This is a genomic window from Hydrogenophaga sp., from assembly GCF_051858985.1.
Lineage (GTDB): Bacteria > Pseudomonadota > Gammaproteobacteria > Burkholderiales > Burkholderiaceae_C > Hydrogenophaga.
Window position 1 is genome coordinate 1068551 of record NZ_JBHYGM010000002.1, and the last position, 12445, is coordinate 1080995.

Below are 12445 nucleotides of genomic sequence, written 5' to 3' on the forward strand. Positions count from 1 at the left end.
AGGAAGCGCCGATCTGGAACTCTGACAAAAAAGGGAAGCAGAGCTTCCCTTTTTGAATCTGGAGCGGGAAACGAGACTCGAACTCGCGACCTCAACCTTGGCAAGGTTGCGCTCTACCAACTGAGCTATTCCCGCATTCTTTTCGGTGTTGACTGCGTTGCTTCAGTGCTCGCCGAAAACCAAAATTATAGCGCAAAAAATCGGGCTCTTTCAAGCCCGATTCATTTTTTGGATCAGTGCTTCACCGCATCGGGCGGCGGCGCTGGCGTGCGCACGGACGCCGCTGCGATCTGCGCAGCGACCTCTTCCTCCGTCAGCGGCACAGGCAGTCGCTCCAGCGCAATCGCGAGCACCTTGTCGATCCATTTCACCGGCACGATCTCAAGCCCCTGCTTGACGTTGTCGGGAATCTCGGCCAGGTCCTTCACGTTCTCTTCCGGAATGATCACCGTCTTGATGCCACCGCGCAGTGCCGCCAGCAGCTTTTCCTTCAGACCGCCAATTGCCGTGACCTCACCCCTCAGCGTGATCTCACCCGTCATGGCCACGTCGGCTCGCACGGGAATACCGGTGATGGCCGACACCAGGGCGGTGGTCATCGCTGCGCCCGCACTCGGACCATCCTTCGGCGTCGCGCCATCGGGCACATGGATGTGGATGTCGCGCTTGTCGAACTGCTCGTCCTTGATGCCCAGCATGTGAGCACGGCTGCGAACCACGGTGCGTGCGGCTTCCACGGATTCCTTCATCACATCGCCCAGCGAACCCGTGCGCGTGATGACACCCTTGCCCGGCATGATGGCGACCTCGATGGTCAGCAGATCGCCACCGACTTCGGTCCAGGCGAGACCCACCACCTGCCCGACCTGGTTCTGCGCTTCTGCGCGACCGTAGTTGTACTTGCGCACACCCAGGAATTCGCTGAGGTTCTCGGCGTTCACCACCACCGTGGGCGTGTACTTCTTCAGCAGCAGGCCCTTGACGACCTTGCGGCAGATCTTGGAGAGATCGCGTTCAAGCGACCGGACGCCAGCTTCGCGTGTGTAGTAGCGGACCACGTCGCGCACCGCTTCCTCGCGCACCTCCAGCTCACCCTCCTTCAAGCCGTTGTTCTTGAGCTGCTTGGGCAGCAGGTAGCGCATGGCGATATTGACCTTCTCGTCCTCGGTGTAACCCGAAAGCCGGATCACTTCCATGCGGTCCAACAAGGCCGGCGGGATGTTCATGGAGTTGGAGGTCGCCACGAACATCACATCGGAGAGATCGAAGTCGACCTCGACGTAGTGGTCGCCGAAGGTGTGGTTCTGTTCCGGGTCCAGCACCTCCAGCAAAGCGCTGGAAGGATCACCCCGGAAATCGGTACCCAGCTTGTCGATCTCATCCAGCAGGAACAGCGGGTTGCGCGTGCCCACCTTGGACAGGCTCTGCAGCACCTTGCCAGGCATGGCGCCGATGTAGGTGCGGCGGTGGCCACGGATCTCGGCCTCGTCACGCATGCCGCCCAGTGCCATGCGAACGTACTTGCGGCCGGTGGCCTTGGCCACCGACTGGCCCAGCGACGTCTTGCCCACACCGGGCGGGCCGACCAGGCACAGGATGGGCGCCTTGACCTTGTCCACGCGCTGCTGCACCGCGAGGTATTCAAGAATGCGGTCCTTGACCTTCTCAAGCCCGTAGTGGTCCTCATTCAGCACGGCCTCGGCATGCGCCAGGTCGTGCTTGATCTTGGTCTTCTTGCTCCAGGGCAAGGCGACGAGCGCGTCGATGTAGTTGCGCACCACGGTGGCTTCGGCCGACATGGGCGACATCAGCTTGAGCTTCTTGAACTCGGCATCGGCCTTCTTGCGCGCCTCTGCCGGCATCTTGGCGGCCTTGATCTTCTTTTCGATCTCCTCGATGTCGGCGCCCTCTTCGCCTTCACCGAGTTCCTTCTGGATCGCCTTGACTTGCTCGTTGAGATAGAAGTCGCGCTGGTTCTTCTCCATCTGGCGCTTCACGCGACCGCGAATCTTCTTGTCGACATTGAGGATGTCGACCTCGCGCTCCAGTTGTTCGAAGAGGTTCTCGAGCCGCTTGTTGACCGGATCGAGATCGAGCACGACCTGCTTGGACTCCAGCTTGAGGGGAAGATGGGCGGCAATGGTGTCGGCCAGCCGGCCTGGATCGTCGATGCTGGAGATCGACGTGAGGATCTCCGAAGGGATCTTCTTGTTGAGCTTGACGTACTGGTCGAACTGCTGCATCACCGCGCGACGCAGGGCTTCGAGTTCATTGGACGGCGTCTCCGGCTTGTCTGCGCCCGGACTGACGGGGCTGACACTGGCCATGAAGTGCGTTTCGCCATCGCGGATGTCGAGCACCTTGGCGCGCTGCACGCCCTCCACGAGCACCTTGACCGTGCCATCGGGCAACTTGAGCATTTGCAGAATCGTGGCGACGCAGCCCATCTCGAACATGTCGTCGGTCGACGGTTCGTCCTTGGCGGCGGCCTTCTGCGCCACGAGCATGATGCGGCGCTCGGATTCCATCGCGGCTTCCAGGGCCTTGATGCTCTTGGGGCGCCCCACAAACAGGGGAATCACCATGTGCGGGAACACCACCACGTCTCGCAAGGGGAGCAGCGGGAGTTCAACCGGCGAAGTGGGCAAAGGGGTTTGTCCGGACATTTCAACCTCGACTAAAACGGGTAAATGGGGTTGGTGCGGGCGATCTCAACCGGACGCATCGAACACGTCGGCGCGCGCCTTCAGGGCACGCGCCGGTGGACCATTCAGGCCTGCCTGGCCGCTTCGCGGTACACCAGCAGGGGCGGCTTGTTTTCATCAATGGTGGACTCGTCGACCACCACCTTCTCGACATTGCTCATGCCGGGCAGATCGAACATGGTGTCGATCAGCGCGTTTTCCAGGATCGAACGCAATCCCCGCGCGCCCGTCTTGCGAGCCAGAGCCTTGCGAGCGATCGCTTTCAAGGCCGTGGGGCGCACTTCCAGTTCAGCACCTTCCATCGCCAGCAAGCGGGAGAACTGCTTGACCACCGCGTTCTTGGGTTCCGTGAGGATTTCGACCAGCGCATCCTCGCTGAGTTCCGAGAGTGCGGCAATCACCGGCACCCGACCCACGAGCTCGGGAATCAGGCCGAACTTGATGAGATCTTCCGGCTCGATTTCCTTGAACGCCTCGGTCAGGCTGCGCTGCTGCTTGCTCTTCACGGTGGCGCCAAACCCGATGCCGGAGGCTTCGGTCCGGTTGTCGATGATCTTCTCCAGGCCGGCGAACGCCCCACCGCAGATGAACAGGATGTTGGTGGTGTCCACCTGCAGGAAGTCCTGGTTGGGGTGCTTGCGACCCCCTTGCGGCGGCACGGAGGCCATGGTGCCCTCGATGAGCTTGAGCAAGGCCTGCTGGACACCCTCTCCCGACACGTCGCGGGTGATGGACGGGTTGTCGGACTTGCGGGTGATCTTGTCGATCTCGTCGATGTAGACGATGCCCTGCTGGGCGCGCTCGACGTCGTAGTTGCAGCTCTGGAGCAGCTTGGCCACGATGTTCTCCACGTCTTCGCCCACATAACCCGCTTCGGTCAGGGTGGTGGCATCGGCCATCACGAAGGGCACGTTGAGCATGCGAGCCATGGTCTGGGCCAACAAGGTCTTGCCCGAACCGGTGGGGCCAATCAGCAGGATGTTGCTCTTGGCGAGTTCGACATCGTCCTTGCGAGCCGTCTGCTTGTGGCGCAGGCGCTTGTAGTGGTTGTAGACCGCCACGGCCAAAGCGCGCTTGGCGGGCTGCTGGCCAATGACGTAGTTGTCCAGGTTGGCCTTGATCTGGGCTGGCGTGGGCACATCATCGCCCGAGGCCTTGACGGACTCGAGGCCTGGCAACTCATCGCGGATGATGTCGTTGCAAAGTTCGATGCACTCGTCACAGATGAACACCGATGGGCCGGCGATCAGCTTCTTGACCTCGTGCTGGCTCTTGCCACAAAACGAGCAGTAGAGCGCTTTTTCACTGGAGGCGGCTTTTTTGTCGGCCATAGATTGGGGCTCGGGTAAAGCGATTCAACAATGATAGTTCAAGGGCGCGGGTCAACAAACGGGAGAAAAGCGCCGGAATTGGCACCATGTCCCCCATTTAGCCCCCTCGAAGGGCCGACCGAGCTGCGACAGCGGATCAAGTCGTGCCAGGCCGCTTCTCGATGACCTTGTCGATGAGCCCGTATTCCTGGGCTTCGTTGGCCGTGAGGAAGTAGTCGCGCTCCGTGTCGTGCTTGATCTTCTCCAGCGGCTGGCCGGTGCGCTCCGCCAGGATCCGGTTCATCTGGTCCTTGGTGCGCAGGATGTCGCGGGCGTGAATCTCGATGTCGGTGGCCTGGCCGCGCGCGCCGCCCAGCACCTGGTGAATCATGACCTTGGAGTTCGGCAGCGAGAACCGTTTGCCCTTGGCGCCCGCGGCCAGCAGGAACGCGCCCATGCTGGCGGCAAACCCGCAGCACAGCGTGGACACGTCCGGCTTGATGAAATTCATGGTGTCGTAGATCGCCATGCCGGCCGTCACGCTACCGCCCGGGGAGTTGATGTAGAACGAGATGTCCTTGTCGGGGTTCTCGCTTTCCAGGAACAGCAACTGCGCCACCACGAGGTTGGCGGTCTGGTCGTTCACTTCACCCACCAGGAAGATCACGCGCTCCTTGAGCAGGCGCGAGTAGATGTCGTAGGAGCGCTCGCCGCGGCCCGATTGTTCGATGACCATGGGCACCATGCCCAAACCTTGAATGTCCATTGCGCTCATGCGTTTCTCCATGTGTTGATGCTAGCCATGTCACTACTGTAACCAACCCGCCGAGCCCGCCATCCGCGCCGGACCAAGACCGGAACGACCGCAGGGCCGCGGAGATGCGCAGATGGGGGACGATCCGGAAAAAGAAAGGGCGGATCGCTCCGCCCTTCTCCGTTGGCAGGCAGACTTGCTCAGGACTGGGCCATCAATTCGTCGAAGCTGACCGCCTTTTCGGTCACCTGGGCCTTGCCCAGCACGAATTCCGTGACGTTGTTCTCGATCACGATGGCTTCGACCTCGGCCATGCGGCGGTTGTCGCTCTGGTACCAGCGCACGACGTCGGCGGGCTTTTCGTAGGAGGCCGACAGCTCCTCGATGTGGGCCTTGATCTGCTCGGGCTTGGCGTGCAGTTCGTTGGCGCGCACCAGCTCGGCCACGACCAGACCCAGACGCACTCGGCGTTCAGCCTGTGGGCGGAACAGTTCTTCAGGGATCGGTGCCTTCTCGGCATCCTTCACGCCGCGCTGCTTGAGATCGGCGCGGGCGCCCTCCACGAGACGATCCAGTTCGGCCTGAACCACCGACTTGGGCAGGTCCAGTTCGGCCTTGGCGATCAGGGCGTCCATCACGGCCTGCTTGTTGCGGGCCTGGAGACGGAACTTGACTTCGCGCTCCAGGTTCTTGCGGATGTCGGCGCGCAAGCCCTCCACCGTGCCTTCGGCGATGCCGAGCGACTTGGCCAGCGCTTCGTCCACTTCGGGCAGGTGCGCGGCTTCAAGCTTGTTGATCGTCACCAGGAAGTCGGCGGTCTTTCCGGCCACATCCTTGCCGTGGTAGTCGGCCGGGAAGGCCAGCGGGAAGGTCTTGGATTCGCCGATCTTCATGCCGCGCACGGCGTCTTCGAACTCCTTGAGCATCTGGCCATCGCCCACGATGAACTGGAAGGCTTCGGCCTTGCCGCCTTCGAAGGGTTCGCCGTCGATCTTGCCGCTGAAGTCGATGGTGGCGCGGTCGCCGTCCTGCGCGGCCTGATCCTGCGCGCGCTGCGTGAAAGTGCGGCGCTGCTTGCGCAGGATGTCGAGCGTGCGGTCGATGGCAGCGTTGTCCACCTCGGCGGCCACCTTTTCCACCGTGGCGGTGGACAGGTCGGCGATCTTCACTTCGGGATAGACCTCGAACACGGCGTCAAAGGTCAACTGGCCTTCAGGCGCGCCTTCCTTCTCGGTGATCTTGGGCTGGCCTGCCACGCGCAGCTGCGCTTCGTTGGCGGCGCTGGCAAAGGCCTCGCCGACCTTGTCGTTCATGACCTCGTAATGCACCGAGTAACCATAGCGCTGGGCCACGACGTTCATCGGCACCTTGCCCGGACGGAAACCGTCCATCTTCACGTCGCGGGCAATGCGCTTGAGTCGATTGGACACTTCGTTCTGGATCACATCGGCCGGCAGCGTCAGCGTGATCTTGCGCTCCAGCTTCTCCAGGGTTTCAACGGTCACGGTCATGGTTTTCTCCAAAAGGGTGTCGGTCAACCAGCCTGCCTGGCCGACCCGGGTGAAATGCTTTGTCTGTGGTGTGGTGCGCGGGGGGGGACTCGAACCCCCACACCATTGCTGGCGTCAGGACCTAAACCTGGTGCGTCTACCAATTTCGCCACCCGCGCGCCTCGTAGGGGGTTTCCGACGCAGCGCAAAGGGTTCGCTGAGCGGCCGGTTGTCCACTTCACGGCAACCTTAGATTGTAGCCGCTGCGCTGGTCCGCACCTGGTCTGTTCAGGCACCCAGTCGCTGTCGCAGCACCCGCACGGCGCTGCCCGGCGTGGTCAGCACCGGCAGGCCGCTGGCCTTGTGCACGGCTCGCTGGGCCCGCGCCATGCTGAACTGCGCCAGGGCGATCAGGTCGCAGCCCTGCCCAGCGAGCCAGTGAGCGGCCTCCACCACGCGCTCGTCGTGGCCGGCGTCGTCGCCGCGATTCAGGGCGTCCATGGCGCCTTCGGCAAGGCAGGTGACGAGCTCGGTCCCAGGCGGGAACTCCGGCGGCATGGACACCAAGGTGGGCGCGAATGACGCCACCAGTCCGATGCGTCCTCCACGCGCCACCGCCTCAGCCACCATGGCCTCGTTGGGCTTGAGCACCGGCATGTGCGGCCGGCGGGCGGCCACCGCCTCGATGCACGGACCGAAGGCCGAGCAGGTGAACAGGATGGCTTGCGCGCCCGTGCCCTCGGCGTAGGCAGCCAGGGCCTCGAAACGGCGGTGCATGGCCTCATCCAGTCCTTGACCGCTGCGCGCCAGGTCGGCGGAGAGGCTGTCGTCCTGGAGGTTCATGCGCAGCGCCTCGGGCCAGGCGCGCTCCATCTCTTCGTTGATGGGCGCGACCGAGTGCGACAGCGCGTGGATGAGGGCGATGCGCATGTCAGGCCGGCTGAGCCAGGGGCGTGAGACGCAAGCGGCGACCCTGGTTCCACCAGACCAACAGCACCAGCACCAGGGCTGGAAGGTAGAACCAGTGGGGTGTGGGCCGGTCGGTCGGCACCTGAATACCGGTCACATCCCAGCCTTGTTCAAAGCCGGACTTGGCCGCGCGGGTGCCGAACTTCACCTGGCCGATCTGTACAGCGTCACCGAGCGGCATGAGCTGGAGTCCGGCATCGGACAGCCGCTTGCGACCGTCAGGCCCCAGGTCGCCGAGCTGAACGGCCACGGTCTTCTTGACTTCATCGCCTTCGATGGTGAGTCCCTGGATGACCATCACCACGCGGTCATCGGTGGGTACATCGCGCGCCACGTCGTACACCTGCGACGCGGGCACCAGACGGTACTCCGGCGCGATGCGATCCATGAAGAAGTCCGGGCGAAACAGGAGCACCACCGCCACGGAGAGCAACACCGTCTCCCACCAGCGGCTCTTAACGCGGAACCAGTTCATGGTGACCGCTGCGAAAAGAAGTGTGGCGAGCGTGCAGGCCAGCACGAGGCGAATCAGCTCGCCCCAGCCGTGCACGTTGATCAGGAGCAGCTGTGGATTGAAGATCCAGATGAAGGGCAGGATGACGGTGCGCAGCGCGTACACCGCACCCTGTACGCCTGTCTCGATGGCATCCTCGCCAGAAATGGCCGCAGCGGCAAAGGTCGCCAGCCCCACAGGGGGTGTGATGTCACCCATGATCCCGTAATAGAAGACAAACAAGTGAACGGCGATCAGCGGGATGATCAGCCCGGACTGCGCACCCAGTTCGACGACCACGGGTGCCATCAGCGTGGCCACCAGCACATAGTTGGCCGTCGTCGGCACGCCAAGGCCGAGCACCAGGCACACAAAGGCGATGAACAGCAGCATCACCATGACGTTGCCCTGCGCCACGAACTCGACGAACTCGGTCATGCGCAGTCCCAGGCCGGTGAGCGTGATGGCGCCGACGATGACGCCTGCCGTGGCGGTGGCCACGCCGATGCCGATCATGTTGCGTGAGCCGTCGTTGAAGCCGCCCACCACCGAGTTCCAGCCCGCCAGCCACGTGCCTGCGGTGCTGGCGCGGCGGAACAGCGCGATGAGCGGACGCTGGGTGAGCATGAGCACGACGAGCGTGGTCACTGCCCAGAACGCCGAGAGCGAAGGCGACATTTCTTCCACCATCAGGCACCAGATCAGCATGGCGATCGGCATCAGATAGTGCAGGCCAGCGCGCACCGTGGGCCAGGTTTCCAGTGCTTTGGGATGCTCGATGTCGATGTCGTCCGGCAGATCGGGGCAGCCCGCTGCCTGCTTCACCGAGAAAAGGTACAGCGCCAGCACCACGGCGGACACGGCATACGGTGCCACCGGGCCCATCACCGCCTTGATGGCTTGCAGCAGGTAATAGATGGCGCACACCACGGCAATCGTCCCGGCGATGCCGATGGCGTTTCGCAGCACGCGGATGCGCCAGGGCTTGGGCGTGGTCTTGATGATCGGCTGCATGCCCATCTTCAGCGCTTCCAGGTGCACGATGTACAGCAAGCCGATGTAGGACAGCGTGGCGGGCAGGAAGGCGTGCTTGACGATGTCGGCGTAAGGGATGCCGACGTACTCCACCATCAGGAAGGCGGCAGCGCCCATCACCGGCGGCATGATCTGGCCATTGACCGAGGCCATGGTTTCAATGGCGCCCGCCTTGACGCCGCCATAGCCTGCCTTCTTCATGAGCGGGATGGTGAAGATGCCGCCGGAAACCACGTTGGACACCGACGAGCCGGAGATCATGCCGTTGAGGGCAGACGACACCACAGCCACCTTGGCAGGGCCGCCACGCAGGTGGCCAAGCGCTGCGAAGCTTACCTGCATCATGTAGTTGCCGCCACCTGCGCGGTCCAGCAGGGCGCCGAACAGCACATACACAAAGATGGTGCCGGCCGAGACACCCAGCGCGATGCCGTAGACGCCTTCGGTGGTGAGCCACATGTGCGAAATCAGGCGGTTGACCGACGCACCCTTGTGAGACAGGACATCGGGCAGATGGGGGCCCAGCAGGCAGTAGGCCAGGAAGATCAAGGCCAGAGCGGCCATCGGCCAGCCCACGGCGCGGCGCGTGGCCTCCAGCAGAAGCAGCACGCCCGCGGAACCCACCACGATGTCCATGGTGTTGGGCTGGCCCGGCCGCATGGCGAGCTCTGCATAGAACAGCATGATGTAGGCACCGCAGAAGGCGGCCACCAGCGCCAGCAGCCAGTCGACCACCGGCACCCGGTTGCGAGGCGAGCGCTTGAAGGCCGGCCACGCCAGGAAAGCCAGGAACAACGCAAATCCCAGGTGGATGGCGCGCGCCTCGGTGTCGTTGAGGATGCCGAACCCGAGTGCGAACGGCAGCGGCGAGGCATACCAGTACTGGAACAAAGCCCACAGCATGGCGACGGCGAACACCACGCCAGCGGTGATGCCTGTGGGTTTTCGGCCGCCGGTGTCACTGTCGGCCACGAGTTGCTGCAAGGCTTCAGGCGCTTTTTCAAGATCGGTGGTCATGGCTTCGGATCTGCTGAAGGAGACGAAAAAAAATGGCGAAGATCACTTCGCCATGGAGGGTCACATCGGGCCTGCACGCAAGCCCACGGGGATCACTTGATCCAGCCCTTTTCCTTGTAGTACTTCACCGCACCTTCGTGCAGCGGCGCGCTCAGGCCGTCCTTGACCATGTTCTCCGGGTTCAGGTTGGCCAGCGCGGGGTGCAGCTTCTTGAACTCGTCGAAGTTGTCGAACACCGACTTCACCACGGCGTACACGGTGTCGGCAGGCGTCTTGCTGGAGGCCACCACCGTGGCGATCACGCCGTAGGTGCTGGTCGGCTGCGGGTTGTTGGGGTACAGGCCACCAGGCAATGTGACCTTGGCGTAGTAGGGCTTCTCGGCCACCAGCTTGTCGATGGCAGGGCCGGTGATGGACACCAGCTTGGCGCCACAGGAGGTGGTGGGATCCTGGATGTTGGCGCTGGGGTGACCCACGGCGTAATAGAAGCCGTCGATCTTGCCGTCGCACAGTGCCGGGCCGTGTTCATCGGCCTTGAGTTCGGAGGCCAGCGAGAAGTCGCTGAGCTTCCAGCCCATGGCACCCAGCATTTCTTCCATCGAAGAACGCGTGCCGGAGCCGGGGTTGCCCACGTTGAAGCGCTTGCCCTTGAAGTCCTCGAACTTGGTCACGCCGGCTTCCTTGCGGGCCAGCACGGTGAAGGGCTCGGGGTGCACGGCGAACACAGCGCGCAGGTCGCCATAGGCGCCAGCGTCCTTGAACTGCCCCACGCCCTTGAGCGAATTGAACTGCACGTCGGACTGGGTGAAGCCCAGGTCGAGCTCACCCGCCTTGATGGTGTTGACGTTGAACACCGAGCCACCGGTGGATTCCACCGAGCAGCGAATGCCGTGCTTGGCGCGGTCCTTGTTGACCAGGCGGCAGATCGCGCCGCCAGCGGCGTAGTACACGCCCGTGACACCCCCGGTGCCGATGGTCATGAACTTCTGCTGGGCCTGGGCGGGAGCGGTGGGAACCATCAGGGCCGCGGCGGCGGCCATGGCGCTGAGACAGAGTTGGATTTTTTTCATGGTGGTAGCTCCTGCAGTTTTCTGCTTGGTTGAACAATCGTGGTGCCCCTGAAGAGCGCTTCCTCGATGCTTCGAATCCTAAGGCAAGCATCGTGCCGACCTTGGGCTCCGGGCATGGTATTTACCCCAAGGGGGTATGCAAATGCGTCATGAGGTCCGTTGAACGTCGGCCTGCGCGATCGCCAGATCGATGGCGCCCGAAAGGCGCTCCACGATCTGCGCCAGCTCGCCCGGCGTGCTGATGAAGGGCGGCGCCAGCAGCACGTGATCGCCGCAGCGGCCGTCCACCGTGCCGCCCATGGGATACACCAGCACGCCGTTGGCCATGGCCTTGCTCTTGATGCTGGCGTGCAGTTTGTGCTTCGAATCGAAAGGTTGCTTGCTGTGCCGGTCGGCGACCAGTTCAATGCCCCAGAACAGGCCCCGCCCCCGGATGTCGCCCACGTGTGGGTGATCGCCAAAGGCCTGCTGCAGCAAACCGTGCAGCTGTGCACCACGTACGCGCACCTGGGCCAGCAGACCGTCACGCTCGATGACACGCTGAACCGCCAGCGCCGCAGCGCAGGCCACCGCGTGGCCGAGGTACGTGTGGCCGTGCTGGAAGAGACCGCTGCCGCGGCGGAATGCCTCCACCAGTTTTCCCTGCGCCAGCACGGCGCCAATCGGCTGGTAGCCGCCGCCCAGGCCTTTGGCGATGGTGAGCAGATCGGGCACCACGCCGTCCTGCTCGCAGGCGTGCAGCGTGCCGGTGCGGCCCATGCCGCACATCACTTCGTCCAGGATCAGCAGGATGCCGTGGCGGTCGCAGAGTTCTCGCACACCCTTGAAGTAACCGGGCACGGGCACGAGCACGCCGGCCGTGGCGCCGCCCACGGTCTCTGCGACGAAGGCCATCACCGATTCCGGGCCCAGCCGTTCGATGGCTTCCTCGAGTTCGGCGACCAGCCTCTGGCCGTATTGCTCGGGCGTTTCGTCGTCCCGCTGGTCGCGGTACTCGTAGCAGGGCGACACGTGCGTCACATCGATCAGCAGCGGCTTGAACTGCTCGCGACGCCACGCGTTGCCGCCCACGGCCAGCGCACCCAGTGTGTTGCCGTGGTAGCTCTGACGCCGCGCTATGAAGTGGCGCCGCTGCGGCTGGCCGATCTCCACGAAATACTGGCGCGCCATCTTGAGCGCCGCCTCCACCGCCTCCGAACCGCCGCTGACGAAGTACGCGTGGCTCATGCCCGCTGGAGCGCTGTCGATCAGCACACTGGCGAGTTCCTCGGCCACTTCGGTGGTGAAGAAGCTGGTGTGGGCGTAGGCCAGACGGTCGATCTGGGCGTGCATGGCGGCCAGGACGTCGGGATGGCCATGACCCAGGCAGGAGACGGCAGCGCCACCGGAGGCGTCGAGGTAGCTCTTGCCCTGGGCGTCGGTCAGGGTGATGCCCTGTCCGCTCACCGCCACGGGCAGGTCGTGGCGAAGCTGGCGGTGAAAGACTCGCGTGGGATTCATTCGGATGCGCAGGGTGGTGGTGGGAAAGTCGCAGTGTAAGGAGCCCATCCGCCAGGGGTGGATGCTTTTTTGTCGCCCATCCATGCCCGTGGTTTATGGACC

Annotated in this window: 8 protein-coding genes and 2 tRNA genes; all 10 read right to left on the reverse strand. The window is 63.5% G+C overall.

All coding sequences use genetic code 11. From position 1 onward, the window contains the following. Positions 1 to 59: 59 nt before the first annotated feature. Positions 60 to 135: transfer RNA gene (locus tag ACTIEY_RS11430), tRNA-Gly, on the reverse strand. 98 nt (positions 136 to 233) lie between these two features. After that, positions 234 to 2666, reverse strand: a complete 2433-nt coding sequence (gene lon, locus ACTIEY_RS11435; protein WP_439519223.1) for an endopeptidase La — start codon at positions 2664 to 2666, stop codon at positions 234 to 236. A 104-nt stretch (positions 2667 to 2770) separates the two neighbouring features. After that, positions 2771 to 4036: an ATP-dependent Clp protease ATP-binding subunit ClpX gene (gene clpX / locus ACTIEY_RS11440; protein ID WP_439519224.1), complete on the reverse strand. Its 1266-nt coding sequence runs from the start codon at positions 4034 to 4036 to the stop codon at positions 2771 to 2773. Positions 4037 to 4172: 136 nt separating this feature from the next. Beyond that, on the reverse strand, positions 4173 to 4790 hold the full coding sequence (gene clpP, locus ACTIEY_RS11445) for an ATP-dependent Clp endopeptidase proteolytic subunit ClpP (protein WP_439519225.1): 618 nt from the start codon (positions 4788 to 4790) through the stop codon (positions 4173 to 4175). Positions 4791 to 4969: 179 nt separating this feature from the next. Further along, complete coding sequence (gene tig / locus ACTIEY_RS11450) at positions 4970 to 6280, reverse strand: trigger factor (protein WP_439519226.1); 1311 nt, start codon at positions 6278 to 6280, stop codon at positions 4970 to 4972. Between the two features lie 71 nt (positions 6281 to 6351). Further along, positions 6352 to 6438 (reverse strand) — tRNA-Leu (locus ACTIEY_RS11455). Between the two features lie 109 nt (positions 6439 to 6547). Then, positions 6548 to 7189, reverse strand: a complete 642-nt coding sequence (locus ACTIEY_RS11460) for an aspartate/glutamate racemase family protein (protein WP_439519227.1) — start codon at positions 7187 to 7189, stop codon at positions 6548 to 6550. Between the two features lies 1 nt (position 7190). After that, on the reverse strand, positions 7191 to 9773 hold the full coding sequence (locus ACTIEY_RS11465; protein ID WP_439519228.1) for a TRAP transporter permease: 2583 nt from the start codon (positions 9771 to 9773) through the stop codon (positions 7191 to 7193). A 92-nt stretch (positions 9774 to 9865) separates the two neighbouring features. Continuing rightward, complete coding sequence (locus tag ACTIEY_RS11470) at positions 9866 to 10843, reverse strand: TAXI family TRAP transporter solute-binding subunit (protein ID WP_439519229.1); 978 nt, start codon at positions 10841 to 10843, stop codon at positions 9866 to 9868. Positions 10844 to 10990: 147 nt separating this feature from the next. Beyond that, entirely contained in the window at positions 10991 to 12343 is a 1353-nt protein-coding gene (locus ACTIEY_RS11475; protein WP_439519230.1) for an aspartate aminotransferase family protein, read from the reverse strand. Positions 12344 to 12445: the final 102 nt, after the last annotated feature.

Coding starts and splice junctions, on each gene's coding strand:
- clpP (WP_439519225.1), bottom strand. CDS start 4,790: ATGAGCGCAATGGACATTCAAGGTTTGGGCATGGTGCCCATGGTCATC.
- ACTIEY_RS11460 (WP_439519227.1), bottom strand. CDS start 7,189: ATGCGCATCGCCCTCATCCACGCGCTGTCGCACTCGGTCGCGCCCATC.
- ACTIEY_RS11475 (WP_439519230.1), bottom strand. CDS start 12,343: ATGAATCCCACGCGAGTCTTTCACCGCCAGCTTCGCCACGACCTGCCC.
- clpX (WP_439519224.1), bottom strand. CDS start 4,036: ATGGCCGACAAAAAAGCCGCCTCCAGTGAAAAAGCGCTCTACTGCTCG.
- ACTIEY_RS11465 (WP_439519228.1), bottom strand. CDS start 9,773: ATGACCACCGATCTTGAAAAAGCGCCTGAAGCCTTGCAGCAACTCGTG.
- lon (WP_439519223.1), bottom strand. CDS start 2,666: ATGTCCGGACAAACCCCTTTGCCCACTTCGCCGGTTGAACTCCCGCTG.
- tig (WP_439519226.1), bottom strand. CDS start 6,280: ATGACCGTGACCGTTGAAACCCTGGAGAAGCTGGAGCGCAAGATCACG.
- ACTIEY_RS11470 (WP_439519229.1), bottom strand. CDS start 10,843: ATGAAAAAAATCCAACTCTGTCTCAGCGCCATGGCCGCCGCCGCGGCC.